18 protein-coding genes are annotated in these 17,185 nt (G+C 60.2%); 12 read left to right on the top strand and 6 right to left on the bottom strand.

The features are described from left to right. Positions 1-19 precede the first annotated feature (19 nt). Complete coding sequence (gene hpt / locus AC2FNZ_RS18060) at positions 20-562, top strand: hypoxanthine phosphoribosyltransferase (RefSeq protein WP_093962943.1); 543 nt, start codon at positions 20-22, stop codon at positions 560-562. Positions 563-585: 23 nt separating this feature from the next. Continuing rightward, positions 586-759 carry a hypothetical protein gene (locus AC2FNZ_RS18065; protein ID WP_496841489.1) on the top strand — a complete coding sequence of 58 codons (174 nt, stop codon included), beginning with the start codon at positions 586-588 and terminating at the stop codon, positions 757-759. Here the strand turns inward: AC2FNZ_RS18065 and AC2FNZ_RS18070 are convergent. Both AC2FNZ_RS18070 and lipA read right to left on the bottom strand, forming a co-directional pair. Next, a complete protein-coding gene (locus tag AC2FNZ_RS18070; RefSeq protein WP_496841490.1) occupies positions 749-1,903 on the bottom strand; it encodes an amidohydrolase in 1,155 nt (384 codons plus the stop codon). The two genes, AC2FNZ_RS18065 and AC2FNZ_RS18070, sit on opposite strands and share 11 nt — an antisense overlap. Next, positions 1,900-2,850 carry a lipoyl synthase gene (lipA, locus tag AC2FNZ_RS18075; RefSeq protein WP_496833057.1) on the bottom strand — a complete coding sequence of 317 codons (951 nt, stop codon included), beginning with the start codon at positions 2,848-2,850 and terminating at the stop codon, positions 1,900-1,902. The genes AC2FNZ_RS18070 and lipA overlap by 4 nt, the downstream gene beginning before the upstream one ends. 265 nt (positions 2,851-3,115) lie before the next feature. On the opposite strand from lipA, the gene AC2FNZ_RS18080 reads away from it, so the two are divergent. Next, positions 3,116-3,664, top strand: coding sequence for a peroxiredoxin (locus tag AC2FNZ_RS18080; protein ID WP_496841492.1), 549 nt, complete (start codon positions 3,116-3,118; stop codon positions 3,662-3,664). Between the two features lie 48 nt (positions 3,665-3,712). Here AC2FNZ_RS18080 and AC2FNZ_RS18085 read toward each other — a convergent pair whose 3' ends face one another. Both AC2FNZ_RS18085 and AC2FNZ_RS18090 read right to left on the bottom strand, forming a co-directional pair. Next, entirely contained in the window at positions 3,713-4,636 is a 924-nt protein-coding gene (locus AC2FNZ_RS18085; protein ID WP_093961908.1) for a LysR substrate-binding domain-containing protein, read from the bottom strand. A gap of 60 nt (positions 4,637-4,696) precedes the next feature. Beyond that, positions 4,697-5,800: a DUF6456 domain-containing protein gene (locus AC2FNZ_RS18090; RefSeq protein ID WP_496841494.1), complete on the bottom strand. Its 1,104-nt coding sequence runs from the start codon at positions 5,798-5,800 to the stop codon at positions 4,697-4,699. A 238-nt stretch (positions 5,801-6,038) separates the two neighbouring features. Between AC2FNZ_RS18090 and AC2FNZ_RS18095 the strand changes: the two genes are divergently transcribed. Then, positions 6,039-6,347, top strand: coding sequence for a DUF6477 family protein (locus AC2FNZ_RS18095; protein WP_093961906.1), 309 nt, complete (start codon positions 6,039-6,041; stop codon positions 6,345-6,347). Here AC2FNZ_RS18095 and AC2FNZ_RS18100 read toward each other — a convergent pair. Both AC2FNZ_RS18100 and AC2FNZ_RS18105 read right to left on the bottom strand, forming a co-directional pair. After that, on the bottom strand, positions 6,340-7,884 hold the full coding sequence (locus AC2FNZ_RS18100) for a trimethylamine methyltransferase family protein (RefSeq protein WP_480753138.1): 1,545 nt from the start codon (positions 7,882-7,884) through the stop codon (positions 6,340-6,342). The two genes, AC2FNZ_RS18095 and AC2FNZ_RS18100, sit on opposite strands and share 8 nt — an antisense overlap. A 140-nt stretch (positions 7,885-8,024) precedes the next feature. Next, positions 8,025-8,462, bottom strand: coding sequence for a GNAT family N-acetyltransferase (locus AC2FNZ_RS18105; RefSeq protein WP_496833061.1), 438 nt, complete (start codon positions 8,460-8,462; stop codon positions 8,025-8,027). A gap of 82 nt (positions 8,463-8,544) precedes the next feature. Between AC2FNZ_RS18105 and guaA the strand changes: the two genes are divergently transcribed. The 8 genes from guaA to ppk2 all read left to right on the top strand — a co-directional run bounded on the left by guaA (position 8,545) and on the right by ppk2 (position 17,151). Further along, the gene (gene guaA, locus AC2FNZ_RS18110) at positions 8,545-10,104 is read left to right on the top strand and encodes a glutamine-hydrolyzing GMP synthase (RefSeq protein ID WP_496841496.1); all 1,560 of its coding nucleotides are present in this window, start codon (positions 8,545-8,547) and stop codon (positions 10,102-10,104) included. 98 nt (positions 10,105-10,202) lie between these two features. Next, positions 10,203-11,108: a DMT family transporter gene (locus AC2FNZ_RS18115; protein ID WP_496841498.1), complete on the top strand. Its 906-nt coding sequence runs from the start codon at positions 10,203-10,205 to the stop codon at positions 11,106-11,108. Positions 11,109-11,250: 142 nt separating this feature from the next. After that, entirely contained in the window at positions 11,251-12,381 is a 1,131-nt protein-coding gene (locus AC2FNZ_RS18120; protein ID WP_170363590.1) for an OmpP1/FadL family transporter, read from the top strand. A gap of 134 nt (positions 12,382-12,515) precedes the next feature. Next, positions 12,516-13,412, top strand: a complete 897-nt coding sequence (locus AC2FNZ_RS18125) for a DMT family transporter (protein ID WP_496841501.1) — start codon at positions 12,516-12,518, stop codon at positions 13,410-13,412. Between the two features lie 49 nt (positions 13,413-13,461). Next, complete coding sequence (locus AC2FNZ_RS18130; protein ID WP_496841502.1) at positions 13,462-14,334, top strand: ATPase; 873 nt, start codon at positions 13,462-13,464, stop codon at positions 14,332-14,334. Between the two features lie 37 nt (positions 14,335-14,371). Then, complete coding sequence (gene metA, locus AC2FNZ_RS18135; protein ID WP_170338894.1) at positions 14,372-15,289, top strand: homoserine O-acetyltransferase MetA; 918 nt, start codon at positions 14,372-14,374, stop codon at positions 15,287-15,289. Beyond that, positions 15,285-16,232 (top strand): alpha/beta fold hydrolase, encoded by a 948-nt coding sequence (locus AC2FNZ_RS18140; protein WP_496833217.1) that lies wholly within the window; start codon positions 15,285-15,287, stop codon positions 16,230-16,232. The genes metA and AC2FNZ_RS18140 overlap by 5 nt, the downstream gene beginning before the upstream one ends. Positions 16,233-16,281: 49 nt before the next feature. Beyond that, the gene (ppk2, locus tag AC2FNZ_RS18145; RefSeq protein ID WP_496841504.1) at positions 16,282-17,151 is read left to right on the top strand and encodes a polyphosphate kinase 2; all 870 of its coding nucleotides are present in this window, start codon (positions 16,282-16,284) and stop codon (positions 17,149-17,151) included. Positions 17,152-17,185 lie beyond the last annotated feature (34 nt).

Raw genomic sequence — 17,185 nt, forward strand, 5'->3', positions numbered from 1 at the left:
AAAGATCAAGGGGGCAGCCATGAGCCAGCGCGCATATGTGATAGATGAGATGATCTCGGCCAAGGCCATCGCGGCGCGGATCGAGGAATTGTGCCGCGAAATCACCCGCGAATTCGGCGATACCGACAAGCTGGTGGTCGTGGGCCTGCTGCGCGGCAGCTTCGTGTTCATCGCCGATCTTGTACGCGAACTAGACCTACCGATCGAGGTCGATTTCCTCGAGGCGTCTTCGTATGGCGATTCAATGGAAAGCAGCCGGGAAGTGCGCATTCTCAAAGACTTGCGCGGCGCAATTGAAGGGCGCGACGTGCTGGTGGTCGAAGATATCGTCGACACGGGGCACACGCTGAACCACGTCACCCACCTGCTGCGCAGCCGCCAGCCGAAACGGCTCAAGTCGATTGCCCTTCTGGACAAACCCAGCCGCCGCGAGGTCGATTTCCGCGCCGACTGGATCGGCTTTGAAATCCCTGACGAATTCGTCGTGGGCTATGGCATCGACTATGCCCAACGCAACCGCAACCTGCCCTTCATCGGCAAGGTCCGCTTTACCGAAGACTGATCCCGCCGCGGATTCGAGGCCCCATGATCCTGCGCCACCTTCTGCGAATGTCCCGATGGGCGCGCAATCCGCCCTCGGACCAGCGGGTCAAACTGGTGCTGGGCCTGATCGTTCTGTGTCTGGTGATTGCCGGCGTTGAACACATGGGCTGGTGGCCCGAATGGGCAACCAGCCAGCCACGCAAGCTCAGGCCGTGACCGGCGCATCCAGCACCTGATGAATTGCCGCCAGAAAGATACCCGCACCGACAGGAATCAGCGCGTCGGGGAAATCATAGTCGGGGTTGTGCAGTTGCGGATGGTCAACCCCGGACCCCAGCCAGAACATGGCGGTTTTCGCCCCTTTGGCGAATTGCCCGAAATCCTCCGAAAACCTTTGCGGCACGGCCGTCAGGCGCGGTTGCACCCCGGCCTGCGCGCAGGCTTGAGCCAGGATCTGCACGGCCTCTGGGTGGTTGACACAGGCCTCGAACACGTCGTCATAGGTGATCACAACACCCAGCCCCTCGTCGGCAGCGACCTTGCGGACCAGCGCCTCGGCCTGATCGACCAGTTGCGCCATGCGCGCGTCCGAGACGGTGCGCAGCGTGACCCATATCTCGGCCTGACCGGGCGCCACGCCGAATGTCGGGGCCCCCAGTTGGGCGTGGGTGACGGTGGTCAGCGCGTAATCCTCACTCAGTTCGCCGCCCGGCCCCAAGGCCGCCAAGGCCGGCATCAACTCGGCCATGGCCGAGGCCGGCGACAGCCCGTCCTGCGGGGCCGCGGCGTGCGAGGTCTTGCCCGTCAGCCGCACCCGCATCCCGCGTGAGGCGCAATTGGCCGGGCCAGAGCACAGCTCGACCGCGCCCAGGTCCAGCCCCGGCAAGTTGTGCAGCGAGAACAGAAAATCCGGCTGTATCTCAGCATATTGCGGATCGTTCCGAAAGTCGCGTGCGCCCTGTCCGGTCTCTTCGGCGGGCTGGAAGATCAGCACGACGCGGCCGCGTGACACGGGCGTTTGCGCCAGGTCCTGCGCCACGCCCAGCACCATCGTCATGTGGCCGTCATGCCCGCACAGATGACCCTTGCCCGGAACCTGCGAGCAATAGGGTTTGCCCGGCATCTCCAATATCGGCAGCGCGTCGAGTTCGCAGCGGATACCAACGGTCGGCCCCGGCTGGCCCGAGTCGAACACGGCCGCCACCCCATGCCCACCGATCCCGGTCAGAAGCCGACTGGCCAAACCGCGCAATTGCTCGGCGATGAAAACGGCCGTTTCGGCCTCTTCACCCGAGACCTCGGGCCGTTGGTGCAACGCGTGGCGCAGCGCAGTCAGTTGCGCGAGCCGTTCGGGCGTCACGCCTGCCCCAGCTTTTTCTGCCGCGCTGTCCGCAGGCGCGCGAAATCATCGCCCGCATGGTACGAGGACCGGGTCAGCGGCGTGGCTGAAACCATCAGGAAACCCTTGCCATAAGCGGCTTTTTCATAGGCCGCGAACTCTTCGGGCGTGACAAACCGGTCCACGCGGTGGTGTTTCGGCGTGGGCTGCAGATACTGACCGATGGTCAGGAAATCGATGTCGGCGGCGCGCATGTCGTCCATGACCTGGCGCACCTGCTGTTCGTTCTCGCCCAGTCCGACCATGATGCCCGACTTGGTGAAGATCGACGGGTCCAGTTCCTTGACCCTCTGCAACAGACGTAGCGAGTGGAAATAGCGCGCGCCCGGGCGCACCTCGGGGTACAGGCCCGGCACGGTTTCAAGGTTGTGGTTGAACACATCCGGCTTGGCCGCGACCACGGTTTCCAGAACCGACGGATCGCATTTCAGAAAATCCGGGGTCAGGATCTCGATCGTGGTCTTGGGCGAGCGGTGACGCACCGCGCGGATGGTCTGAGCGAAATGCTCGGCCCCGCCATCGGCCAGGTCGTCGCGGTCGACCGAGGTGATCACGACATGATTCAGACCCAGCTTTTCCACCGCATGTGCCACCCGGCCCGGTTCGAACGCGTCCAGCGCATCGGGGCGACCGGTGGCGATGTTGCAGAAGGTGCAGCCGCGGGTGCAGATTTCGCCCATGATCATCATTGTCGCGTGGCCCTGGCTCCAGCATTCGCCCACGTTCGGGCAGCCGGCCTCTTCGCAGACAGTGACCAGGTTGTTGTCGCGCATGATCCGGCGCGTGTCGGCATAGCCCTTGCCGCCGGGCGCTTTCACCCGGATCCAGTTGGGCTTTTTCGGCTGCGCATTGTCGGGCTTATGCGCCTTTTCCGGGTGACGTTGTTCAGGGATTTTCAGATCGCGCACGGGGCCGGTTTCCTGACTTTGGGTCAATTTGGTTGGTGCATAACATAAACCGGTCGGATGTATTACGCCAGCCATGCATAGCTGCCATGCGTCAGCGTTTCGCAGATGCAGAATTTAGGTGTGATTTTCCAGGAGACCGACGCAAATTTCGACATGGTTTCAGAAGACAAGAGGATATTCGCAAACGCAGCACATCCCGTGTTGAAGCCGATTTGGAATCGTTTTAACCCACGGGCTGAACAAATGTGAATCACAGGAGATGCCCATGAAAACCGGTGCCAAGCTGCCCGACGTGACGTTCCACACCCGCGTGCGCGACGACTCGATCGACGGGCCCAATCCGTTCCGCTGGGAAGACAAGACCACAGCCGACTACTTCGCAGGCAAGCGGGTCATCCTGTTCTCGCTGCCCGGTGCGTTCACGCCCACCTGCTCAACCTACCAACTGCCGGGGTTCGAGAACAACTACGAGGCGTTCAAGGCCAAGGGCATCGACGAGATCTACTGCATGTCGGTCAATGACAGCTTTGTCATGAACAAATGGGCGCAGGATCAGGGGCTGAAGAACGTCAAGGTCATTCCTGACGGATCGGGCGAGTTCACCCGCAAGATGGGCATGCTGGTCGACAAGGCCAATCTGGGCTTTGGCATGCGGTCGTGGCGCTATGCCGCCATCATCAACGACGGTGTGGTCGAGGCGTGGTTCGAAGAGCCCGGCCTGATGGACAACTGCGCTGAGGACCCCTATGGCGTTTCGTCGCCCGAAAACCTGATGAAGCACCTGGAAGAAGCGCAGCAGCCCGAAATGGCCTGAGCCTTCAACCAGCCTCCACTCGAAGGGCTCGCCAAGTGCGGGCCCTTTTCAGTTCCGGGTTTCTGACACGATGTTTTCGCCGACCTGCCGGATCACCTGGGCCAGTTGATCGAACCACACCGCCCCATCCGACGAATCGCGCCGCACGAGGCCGATCTGCCGCGCGGGCTCCGGGGCGCCGAACCGCAGCAGTTTCAGCCTCGGCACGGCATCGGCCTCGGAACGCGCCGCCAATTCCGGAATCAAGGTCAGGCCGAACCCCTCGGCCACCAAACGCGACAGCGTGGCCAAAGACGACGCGCCCATGTTGATATGGGCGCTGGTCCGGTCCTGCCCGCACACCTCAAGCGCCTGATCCGTCAGGCAATGCCCGTCTTCCAGCAGCATCAGCTGGGCTGCGTTCAGGTCGATCGGGCGCAGAGCGTCGGGGCTGACGGTCAAGCTGTTCAGGCGTGTCTCGCTGCCGGCCAGCAGAAAACGATCCTCGAACAAGGGCACCTCGTCCAGGCCGCGCGCGCCCACCGGCAGGGCTAGCACGGCGGCGTCAATCTCGCCCGCTTTCAGCATCGACAGCAACCGCTCGGTGCGCGCCTCGCGTACCTGTACGCGCAGGGACACATCCTCTGACCGCAGACCAGCCAATACACCCGGCAACAGATATGGCGCGACCGTCGGGATCAAGCCGACCGACAGACTGCGATGCCCGGTGGAGTTGTCACGCGCGAACCGATCCAACCGTTCGGCCGCGCCCAAAATGCGCCGTGCGTGCTCCAGCGCATCACGCCCCAACGGTGTCAGCAGAACATCGCGGGCGCGCCTTTCAAACAGCGGCCCGCCCATGATGTCTTCCAAAGCCCGGATCTGCACCGATAGCGCCGGTTGAGAAACATGACACACCTGAGCGGCCCGGCCAAAGTTGCGTTGCTCGGCCACGGCGCGGAAGTATTGCAGCTGCCTGAGGGTAAAATTCATAACCCCTGATTATCACCTGCTGCGTTTTCCGCAACTGCAGCCAATCGGATTCAACGTGAATCAGCCGATCAGCCGGTCACACTCTGCTTGCTTCTCGTAATGTCGCTTGAGGCGCTGCAGTGCAATGCGCAGCACGATCTTCCCCGAACGCGCTGACCAGCCCATCCGTTTCTCGGCCAGTTCCAGACCTTCCAGATAGCAGCAACACCGCAGCGCAACGTCGCTCAAACCCGGACCCAGATCCGACAAGGCCCGGGCCACGCGATCACGCGCCTCGGACGACCCGCGCGCAACCTGCGCATCGCCTTCGAAACCCGCACGACCGCCAGCGGTGAGGAACCGGTCCCAGTTTTGCGTGACCCGCGGTCCGATCTGGGCCAGCTCGAAATCCTCACGTAGTCGCTCTCCGGCGCGCACTAGGCTTTCGTCCAGAAACGGCTTTCCGTCCCGGTCGCGTCGGCGCGACAAGGCAATCAAGGGGCTCTCTGCTGCGCAATAGCGGATGCGCCGTGGGCGCTTCTCGTCGGCTTGATTGCGCGTTTTGAACTTCGCCGGTGCCTCGGCCATCCCATATTCTGTCTGTGTCCGCGCCCGGTTTTCGGCATCTGCAATCAACTGGCTTAGTGCGGTTCGGCCCGTTTGCGTGATCCGGTAGCGCGACACACGCCCCGGATTGTCACAAACGATCCAGTCCTTCAGAGCCAGTGCCTGAGCGGTCTTGCAGTCAACAACGGCGGTCCGAGTTGTACCGCCCTCGCCGCTGTCGCGGACAACGACCGCCTTTTCCATGTCCTCGGCCACGGCCAGAACCGCACCCGTTTCGCAAAGGCGCCGCAGCACCCGCAAAGCCTCACGCTCGAACGCTTCGTCTTCGGCATTGGGAATGCGATGAGGATCGTCGCCGACGCCGAAGAAGGGACCAGAGGCCGTTTCATTCCCAGCACCGGGAAAGTGTGTTTCGGCAAGTGACTGCAGTGCTTTATCCACCAAGGGATCGTCGCGGCGCATTTCGATCCTTCGGATCTGTCGCAGAATGGTTGACGCGTGACACCCTGCCGACCGCGCCAGATCCCGGATCGACCGTCCCGCCTCGGTATGGGCCAGGTATCGCTGTGCCCCTTCGGGAACCCAAGCTGGAACGGTGAATGCGGTGCTGTTTTCCATCGTTATTCGCCCTCGTCGACAATCAAACTGCCACTGTCCGCCGTCGGATAAAGTGTTAACCAAATCTACCTAGAGTTGCTTTCGTTACTCGTTCGTTAACCTCCAGCGGCTCTGACCAGAATTGATTCAAAAAGATAAACAGTCGTGAAACCATCGTTCGGCGCGAGCCATGTCACAGCAGCACCCGCTTGGGTTGTGCCAAATTGCTGCAGGCAAAATTGAACAGAGGAACGCCGAAATGCAGGACCTGATGACTATGATCACCGCCCTCCGCCGCCCACGGCTACTGTCTCGGGCAGCCAAGGTCGGAGCACAGGAATACGACCGTGACCGCCACTTGCAGCGCCTGTTCGGCTATGGCGCGCTACCTGGAACCGGAGCGGCCTTGATGCGACTGTTGGAGATGGAGCGGAGCGTCGACGACCAACGACGCTCGGGCGACGCCGCGTATTCGCTGGTTCGCCACCTGGACCTACTGATCGCACTGATTGGTGAGGCGCGACTGCATCAAGCCAGCCGCGCCCCGGAACTTCATGTCGTCAAGTGAAGGCGTCGGGCATGGACGCTTTCTTTTCCTCGACATAGGCGGTTAGTGCCGCCAGTTTTTCCGGGTCGAGTTGCGGTTGCTGGTAGTTGGCCAGCAGATGCTCGACCCGGGCCGAGGCCAGCATGCGCGTGTCCCGCGCACCCTCTTCTTCCCATGTTTCAAAGGGTTTGTAGTCCAGCAGGTCGGTCTTCCAGAAGGCGCTTTGGAAATTGGCCTGGGTGTGCGCACAGCCAAGATAGTGACCACCCGGCCCCACCTCACGAATCGCGTCCATGGCCTGCGCGTTTTCATCATAGGCCACCCCTTTGGCCAACGCATGAAGCGCTCCCAACTGATCGGCATCCATGACGAATTTTTCGAAATCGGCGACCAGACCGCCTTCGAGCCACCCACATGCGTGCAACATGAAGTTGACGCCTGAAAGCAGCCCCATGTTCAGCGAGTTCGCAGTCTCGTAGGCCGCCTGCGCGTCCGGAAGCTTGGATCCACAGAACGACCCGGCCGAGCGGTAGGGAACACCCAAACGGCGCGCCAACTGACCGGCCCCATAGGTGATATGCGCGGCTTCGGGCGTGCCGAAGGTCGGTGCGCCAGAGTTCATGTCGATCGACGACACGAATGCGCCAAAAATGGCCGGTGCTCCCGGACGGATGATCTGACTGTAGGCGATGCCGGCCAGCACCTCGGCCAGCACTTGCGTCAGAGTTCCGGCAACCGAAACCGGGGCCATTGCGCCGCCCACGATGAAGGGCGAAATGATGCAGGCCTGATTGTTGCGCGCATAGACTTCCAGCGACCCCATCATCACGTCGTCGAACGTCATCGGCGAGTTGATGTTGGTAAGCGAGGTCATCACGGTGTTTTCCTGAACGAACTCCTTGCCGAACAGAATCTCGCACATCTCGACTGAATCCTGCGCCCGGCTGGGATCGGTCACCGAACCCATGAAGGGTTTGTCAGACAGCGTCATATGCGCCATCAGCATGTCGAGGTGCCGCTTGTTCACCGGTATGTCGGTGGGTTCGCAGACGGTGCCGCCCGAATGGTGCAGCCATTTGGACATGTAGGCCAGTTTCACGAACTTGTTGAAATCGTCCATCGTGGCATAGCGGCGGCCACCCTGTGCGTCCCGCACGAAAGGCGGTCCGTAGACCGGCGCCAGCACCAGGTTGCGCCCGCCGATCACCACCGATTTTTCCGGGTTGCGCGCGTGCTGCGTGAATTCCTTGGGTGCGGTCTTGATCAGTTCGCGGGCCAGACCTCGCGGAATGCGAACGCGCTCACCGTCGATGTCGGCCCCGGCATCGCGCCAGCGTTCCAGCGCCGCGGGGTTGTCGACGAAATTGACGCCGACCTCCTCCAGCACGGTTTCCGCATTGGCCTCGATGATCTCCAACGCTTCGTCATTGAGGATCTCGAAGTTCGGAATGTTGCGTTCGATATACTTCGCCGTTTCGATCCGAACCGCGGTACGCTCGGCCCGGCGGGCGGCGCCTCCGCCACCACGCGCTCTGCGTCGGGTGCTTGCCTCTGTCATGAGATGATCCCGTGTGAAAGTTTAGATTGGATTGCTTGTTACAAGATGCCGCGACTTCACCAGATGTGGATTCCGGCGCAATAGGGGGAAAAGCGACATATTTCGCGCTGTCCAGTACCTGCAACAGGCCTTACGAGGCGTCAGGTTGGTTTGCTGAAATAGACCTTGCTTCCCTCATGCCCGGTCTCCTGCCACCCAAGATGACGGTACATCGCACGGGTGTCCGCCATCAGACGGTGGGTTGTCAGGCGCATGTTCCGAACCCCGTTTTCGCGGACCTCTGCCGCGACGAAATCGACCAGCCGGCGAGCAATACCCTGCCCTTGCGCAACAGGTGAAACGGCCAGATTGAAGATCATCGCGGTTTCTCTTTCGAAACCAAAAACCACGACACCGTGCAGGGATGTTTCATCCACGGCCACAACGACGTTCCGGTCGCGAATGTCCTCCTCGACCCCCTCGGTCACATCCGGCAGGTCCGGAATGGTCTGGCGCGCGGCGGTATAGGCCGCTTCGATGCATCGGCGGATGGGCTCCGCATCGGTTGCCACAGCCCTTCTGAGCGAAATTCCAGTCATTCAATGCGCTCCGCGTCACTCTTTACCGCCAAATGACGTCAAGGCGCTTGCACATGCAAGGCTTCCGACCTAAAGGCCGGGTATGACCGAGACATCCCATGACCGCCTTCTGATCATCGACTTCGGCAGCCAGGTAACGCAGCTGATCGCCCGCCGCCTGCGCGAGTTGAACGTCTATTGCGAAATCCACCCCTACCAGAACGTCACGATGGATTTCGTGCGGGACATGGCCCCGCGCGCAATCATCTTTTCGGGCGGGCCGGACAGCGTGACCCGCGAGGGATCACCGCGCGTCCCGCAAGAGATCTTCGACTATGGCGTTCCGATCCTTGGCATCTGCTATGGCCAGCAGGTCATGATGCACCAGTTGGGCGGCAAGGTCGAAAGCGGCCATGGCACCGCCGAGTTCGGCCGGGCCTTCGTGACGCCGCGTGGCAAGCTCGACCTTTTGGAGGGCTGGTTTACAGATGGCAATGAACAGGTCTGGATGAGCCACGGCGATCATGTCAGCCAAGTCGCACCGGGGTTCGAGGTGTTCGGCACCTCGCCCAACGCGCCCTTCGCGATCACCGCCGATACCAACCGCCATTTCTATGCCGTTCAGTTCCACCCCGAGGTGCACCACACCCCCAAGGGCGCAAAACTGTACGAGAACTTCGTGAAACTGGCCGGGTTCAAGGGCGACTGGACCATGGGCGCCTATCGCGACGAGATGATCCGCAAGATCCGCGAACAGGTCGGCGACAAGAAGGTGATCTGCGGCCTGTCGGGCGGCGTCGACAGCTCGGTCGCGGCGATTCTGATCCACGAGGCGATCGGCGACCAGCTGACCTGCGTTTTCGTCGATCACGGCCTGCTGCGCAAGAACGAGGCGCAGGAAGTCGTCTCGATGTTCCGCGACAACTACAACATCCAACTGATCCACGCGGATGAAAGCGAGCTGTTCCTGGGCGAGCTCGAGGGCGTCTCGGACCCCGAGACCAAGCGCAAGATCATCGGCAAGCTGTTCATCGACGTGTTCCAGAAACACGCCGACACGATCGAGGGCGCCGAGTTCCTGGCCCAAGGCACGCTGTACCCCGATGTCATTGAATCGGTGTCGTTTTCCGGCGGCCCGTCGGTCACGATCAAATCGCATCACAACGTCGGCGGCCTGCCCGAGAAGATGGGCCTGAAGCTGGTCGAGCCGCTGCGCGAACTGTTCAAGGACGAGGTCCGCGCGCTGGGCCGTGAACTGGGCCTGCCGTCCAGCTTCATCGGCCGTCACCCTTTCCCCGGACCGGGTCTGGCCATCCGCTGCCCAGGCGACATCACCCGCGAAAAGCTGGAGATCCTGCGCGAGGCCGACGCGATCTATATCGACCAGATCCGCAAGCACGGCCTGTATGACGAGATCTGGCAGGCCTTCGTCGCCATCCTTCCGGTGCGCACGGTCGGCGTTATGGGCGACGGGCGCACCTATGACTATGCTTGCGCCTTGCGGGCGGTGACCTCGGTTGATGGGATGACGGCCGATTACTACCCGTTCACTCACGAATTCCTGGGCGAAACCGCCACCCGGATCATCAACGAGGTCAAGGGCATCAACCGCTGCACCTATGACATCACCTCCAAGCCTCCGGGCACGATCGAGTGGGAATGACACGGAAAGCCGGGCTTTGACCCGGCTTTTTTGTTGTTGTGAACCGGCGTCGGTTTTGGTTCGGTGACCAAACGCAAGCTCAGCCCAAGGATCGAAACATGCGCGATAGCAAATCGATGATTGCCAAAACCGCGCTTTGGATGACCGGGGCGATCGCTTCGTTCTCGACAATGGCCGTTGCCGGGCGCGAGCTTAGCCTGACGCACGACACGTTTGAAATCATGATGTACCGCAGCATTGTGGGCGTCATCGTCGTCTCGGCCGTTTTGACGGCAACCGGCAAATGGCACCAGGTATCGACACAACGTCTGGGTCTGCACGCGGTTCGAAACTCGTTGCATTTTGCGGGTCAAAACCTGTGGTTCTACGCTGTCAGCGTCATCCCTCTGGCGCAGGTTTTTGCGTTGGAATTTACGCAACCGATATGGGTCGTACTTCTGTCTCCGCTTCTGCTGGGCGAACGCCTGACACCCACGCGGGTCATGTCGGCAATCATAGGTTTCGCAGGCATATTGATCGTCGCCCGACCCGGAGCCACCCCGCTCACGCCCGGTGTTCTTGCAGCGGCCTCCTCGGCTGTTTTCTTTGCGCTTACAACGATTTCGACGAAGAAGCTGACAGGTTTCGCCAGCATCGGATGCATCGTTTTCTGGCTGACTACGATGCAGGCCGTAATGGGTCTTGCTGTTGCCGGAGCGGACGGGCAGATCGTCCTGCCAACCGCTCAAAGCGCGCCCCTGCTATTGCTGGTCGGGCTGGCCGGCCTGCTGGCCCATTTCTGCATTACAAACGCGCTTGCCATCGCTCCGGCCACGGTCGTTATTCCCTTTGATTTCGCGCGCCTGCCGACCATCGCCATCGTTGGGATGCTGCTGTATCACGAACCCTTGGATCAGTGGACCATGCTGGGCGCCGTCGTGATTTTCTCGGGCATTTTCCTGAATGTCTGGTCCGAAGGCCGTGCAGGATCGGGAACTCTGGCAAAAACCACACACAAAAACTGACGTTCGGTCACTGGCGGAAACTAACGTATGGTCAGTGGTTGACGTTTTTTTCAACTCCCCGTGAATAATGGTCACAGAAATGACCGCCACTGACACTCACAAGACAATACTGTGGCGCCGGATAGTGAAAAGGGAGGAATACATGAAGAAAGCGCTGTTACAGGCGTGCGTGCTCTGTGCAGGGGCGACCGCCGCTCATGCCGGCGGTATCGACCGTAGTGGGCAAGGCATCAACATTATTTTTGAGGAAGGTTCCGTCGTACAGTTTCGCCTGGGCTACACCAACCCAAGTGTAAGCGGCACGATGCTGGGCGTAGACTCGGGCAACGTTGCAAACGACTTCTTCTCGCCTCATCTCGCGTACAAGCACGCCTTCACCGACCAACTCGACTTTGCGCTGATCTACGACGAACCGTTCGGTGCCGATATCGCCTACGGTTCGAACTACCCGCTCTCGCAGAACCCGATCCCGGGCGGCCGCACTGACGTTCTGCGTGCGAAAGCCGACACAGAGGCTATTACTGCCCTGTTGCGCTACAAGTTCGACGGCGGATTCAGCGCCATCGGTGGATTGCGCATTCAGCGACTCAGCGCTGACGTTGCCGTTCCGGCGGCGGCTGGTTACGAGGTGAATGCCGACAAGGACACCGCGCTGGGTTACGTCGTAGGTGTGGCTTGGGAAAAGCCCGAGATCGCAGCGCGCGTTGCGCTGACCTACAACTCGAAGATCTCGCATGACTTGTCGCAAACCGAGTCGCTAAACCCTCCCCCCCCGGCCCCTGGAGGTTTTGTTGCGACATTCGACACTTCCAGCGAGGTCGTTTCTCCGCAATCGGTGAACCTGGACTTCCAGACCGGCGTTGCCCCCAAGACACTGCTGTTCGGATCGATCCGCTGGGTCGACTGGCCGCAAACGGTTTACGATCCCCCGAACTATCCGCCGACCAGCGCGCTGGTGGACTATGACGATCCGACTTGGACCTATTCGCTGGGTCTTGGCTACCAGTTCTCCGAACAGTTCTCGGGCGCAGTGACCCTTGGCTATGAATCGGCAACCAATGAGCCCGTTTCCAACCTGGGTCCGACCGACGGGTTCTGGAGCATCGGCCTTGGCGGCACCTACTCGATGGAACGTGCCAAGATTTCGGGCGGCGTTCGCTATACCGATCTGGGCGACGCAACCGCTGACGGTGCTGGCCCCGGGGCGCGGGCTAACTTCTCTGGAAACAGCGCGTGGAGCGTTGGTATTCAGGTTACCTACGCCCTGAACTAACGGATAGGCTCATTCATACAGAATTGGAAAACCCCGCCCCTGTGGCGGGGTTTTTCGCATGATCCGGGTCGCTTACCGAATTGCCGAATGCAAGTATTCCGCGTGAGGCAAACATAAACATGCAAGAAATAGCCATGACGCAGCAAAAATCCCTCTCCGCCCTTGCCTGGTTCGAGCTCATCCTCCTTGGACTGATCTGGGGAGCGTCCTTCCTGGCGATCCGCGTCGCACTGGACACGATACCTGTGATGACGGCCGTGTTTCATCGCGTTTTCTGGGCGGCGCTCGTACTTTGGGCCGTCGTCCTCTTCCGCCGAGAAACGATACCGAGGGACCCGCGTATTTGGGGCGCTTTTCTGGTCATGGGTCTGTTGAACAACGTATTGCCCTTCTCGCTGATGGCCTGGGGCCAATTGTATGTCGACACCGGTCTGACCTCGATCTTGAACGCTGCCACGGCAATCTTCGGCGTTCTGGTTGCGGCTGCGTTCTTTCCCGACGAGCGACTGACCAAACGCCGAGCCGTGGGTGTTGCGCTTGGCTTTGGCGGAGTTTCCACCGCAATCGGATTGCACAATTTCCTTGGGTTCAGCCTTCAAAGCGCTGCTCAGTTGGCCATTCTGGCCGGGACCGTATCCTATGCGCTGGCGGCTGTCTGGGCCCGTCTGCGCTTGTCAGGCCTGGCGCCGCAGGTTGCGGCGGCGGGAATGCTGAGCGGGTCAACCATCGTCATGCTGCCGGTAATGCTGGTCGTCGACGGTGCGCCATCGTTCGACCTGCCAATGACAGCGTGGATCGCCGTAGCCTATTACGCACTCGTCGCTACTGCTGGGGCCTACCTGCTGTACTACAGGGTTCTGGCCGCAGCCGGCAGCGGCAACCTGCTGCTGGTCACCCTGATCATCCCTCCAGTCGCCATTCTGCTGGGCGCCTATGTCCGGCACGAAACCCTTGCCCCGAATGCCTTCATCGGCTTTGCAATCCTTGCATTGGGGCTATTGATCCTAAGCCGAGCCCGCGGCCGAGATTGACGCCATCGCCGGGCCGATTTAGCTAGGACAAAACAAGGGACGGTTGCACATGATCTACAGTTCGGCAAAGGACTGGCGCGAAGCGGCGCGCAAAAAGGTGCTGTTTTTCGGCATGTCCGGCTTGGGCAAGACTTATGTATCGAACATCCTTCGCGACTCGGGCGACTGGTTCCACTATTCGATCGATTATCGAATTGGCACGCGTTACATGGGTGAATACATCACCGACAACGCCAAGGCCGAGGCAATGAAGGTCCCCTTTCTGCGGGATCTGCTGCTCTCTGACTCGATCTATATCGGGTCCAACATTTCGTTCGAAAACCTGACGCCGGTCGCCGCCTATCTGGGCAAGCCCGGAAATCCGGACCAGGGTGGGCTGGCGATGCCGGAATATCGGCGTCGGCAAGAGCAGTTCCGGCAGGCCGAAATCCACGCTCTGCTGGACACCGAATATTTCATTGACCGCGCTCAGCGTCTGTACGGATACCCGCATTTCATCTGTGACACCGGCGGGTCAATCTGCGAATGGGTGGACCCTGACAATCCTTCCGACCACGTCCTGTCGGAACTCTCGCGCCAGACCCTGATGGTCTGGATCAAGGGTGACGACGATCACACCGCCGAACTGATCCGGCGGTTCGACAAGGCCCCCAAACCGATGTCGTACCAGGCCGATTTCCTGACGCGCACCTGGCAGGAATACCTTGATCAGCACGGCTGCGCCGAGGCAGAGGTCAATCCAGACGACTTCATCCGCTGGACCTATGCCCGCGCCCTGGCCCACCGTCAGCCCAGATACCAATCCATGGCTGAGAATTGGGGGGTCACCGTTACCGCCGACGCAATCGGCAAGGTGCGGGATGCCCGTGATTTCGATGAGTTGATCGAGAGCACACTTGAGACCCGCGCCGCGGCGTCCTAACTAGAACGCTTCAGAAGAAACTGGAAAAACCCGCCTCATGCCTATCAAGATTCCGTCCGACCTCCCGGCCTTTGACGTTCTGACGAAAGAGGGCGTCATGGTCATGGCCGAGGATCAGGCTGCACGGCAGGACATCCGGCCCCTGAAGATCGGGTTGCTGAACCTGATGCCGAAGAAAATCCAGACCGAAAACCAGTTTGCCCGGTTGATCGGCGCGACGCCGCTGCAGATCGAGTTGTCTCTGATCCGCATGACCGAGCATCAGACGAAAAACACCGCGGCCGAACACATGGAAGAGTTCTACCGCCCTTTTCAGGACGTGAAGGACCAGAAATTTGACGGCCTGATCATCACCGGCGCCCCCATCGAGCATCTGGAATTTCAGGACGTCACCTATTGGGACGAACTGACCGAGGTGTTTGAATGGACCCGAACCAATGTGCATTCGACCTTCGGCGTGTGCTGGGGTGGCATGGCGATGATCTATCATTTTCATGGCGTAAAAAAGCATATGCTGGACGCCAAGGCGTTTGGGTGTTTCCGGCATCGGAACCTGTCGCCGGCCTCGCCTTTCCTGCGAGGTTTCTCGGATGACTGCGTGATCCCGGTCAGTCGCTGGACCGAAGTCCGGCAGGATGAAATCGACGCTGCCAAAGGGCTTGTGACCCTTTTAGGCAGCGACGAGGTCGGTCCGTGTCTGGTTGAAGATCGGCAGAACCGGGCGCTGTATATCTTCAATCACTTCGAATACGACAGTGACACGCTGAAACAGGAATACGATAGGGACGTGGCCAATGGCACTCCGATCAACGTACCCATCAACTATTATCCCGACGATGACCCGTCCCGCACGCCTCAGAATCGGTGGCGTAGCCATGCGCATCTGCTGTATGGGAACTGGATCAACGAAATCTACCAGACCACTCCTTTCGACATGACGAAAATTGGTCATTAAGTCGTTGATATACCTAGGCCTGTTTGCGGCCCTTTTTGCGGCTTTGACGGCTTGGCTTGCCGCACGCCATGAGGCCCGGGCCGAGGCCGCGTTTCCGCCAGAGGGTCAGATATTGGATGTCGACGGCGTTGCTGTACATGCCGTCGTCATTGGCGAAGGCCCGGATGTCGTCCTGATCCACGGGTCCAGCGGCAATACCCGGGACATGACGTTTGCTCTGGCGCCGTTGCTGGCAAAATCCTTTCGGGTCATTGTATTTGACCGACCGGGGCTGGGCTATTCTCAGAGCTTCTCGGCGGAGGGCGAAACCATCGTTGAGCAGGCAGAAATCCTGCAGAAAGCTGCCGCGATGCTGGGGGCCGACAAACCCATCGTAGCCGGTCAAAGCTATGGCGGGTCGGTATCGCTGGCCTGGGCTGTGACGCGACCTGACAACATCTCGGCTCTGGTCCTGATCGCCCCGGCCGCGGTGCCATGGGAAACTCCGCTCGATTCCTTCAACCGGATTACCTCGACCGCCTGGGGAAATGCTCTCGTCCTGCCGTTGATCACCGCCTACGTTCCGGACTGGTACGTCAACAAGGCCCTGGATACGGTCTTTGCCCCCCAAACGGCACCCGAAGGCTATGCCGAGCACTTTGGCCCGCCCCTGACGCTCCGCCGGTCGTCGATGCATGCCAACGCAAAACAACGGGCCAACCTCCTGAACGAAGTTGCCGAGCTGCAACCGCGCTACCCCGAGATTTCGGTGCCCACCGAAATTGTGCATGGTACGGCAGACACCACAGTTGGGCTGGGCTGGCATTCCGAGCGGTTAATCGAACAAATCCCCGGCGCTGAGCTGATCGAACTTGAAGGTATGGGTCACATGCCTCAAGTGGTGGCCGCTCCAGAAGTTGCTGCTGCGATCGAACGTGTCGCCGAACGAGCGGATTTGCGTTAACCCCGCCCGTAATCCATAGTAGAAACTGGATTTTATGGCGAGGCAACTCATGACCCGTGCAGCGGACCGAGCAATCAACAGCTACTTTCGGAACGACGCTCCCGAGAGCGTGCGAAAGGCCATCGAAGACGCTGAAAAAGGCGACATCCTCAACCCCAGCTACCCATATCAGGAAAGGATGAAGCGCAAGGACTATGACAATCAGATGGAGGCCCTGCAGATCGAACTGGTCAAGATGCAGGCATGGGTCAAGGAAACCGGACAACGCATCGCGATCGTGTTCGAGGGCCGGGATGCAGCAGGCAAAGGCGGTACGATCAAGCGATTCCGGGAAAACCTGAACCCGCGTGGCGCCCGCAATGTCGCCCTCAGCAAACCCTCCGACGCCGAGCGCAGCCAATGGTATTTCCAGCGGTACATCCAGCACCTGCCATCAGCCGGCGAGATCGTTTTCTTCGATCGCAGCTGGTACAACCGGGGGGTCGTCGAAAACGTGTTTGGATTCTGTACCGCAGACCAGCGGGAACGCTTCTTCAGGCAAGTCATGCCGCTGGAGATCGGGCTTGTGCATGACGGCATTCACCTTTTCAAGTTCTGGCTCAACGTCGGACGCGCAGAACAGCTCAATCGGTTTCTCGCGCGCGAGAATGACCCGCTGAAACAATGGAAACTGAGCCCTATCGACATCGCCGGTCTGGGCAAATGGGATGAATACACGCAGTCAATTTCCGAAACTCTGACACGCTCCCACTCCGATCTGTGCCCTTGGACGATCATCCGTTCAGACGACAAGAAGCGCGCGCGGCTTACGGCAATCCGGGCGGTATTGTCGAACGTGGACTATGACGAAAAGGACGTCGAAGCCGTTGGCGAGCCCGACCCGATGATTTGTGGCGGACCGGAAATCTGGGATGCGTAGTCTAGGGCGTCTTTGGTCAAGCATTGGTCCCTTT

It is taken from the genome of Ruegeria sp. SAZA006, assembly GCF_059613465.1.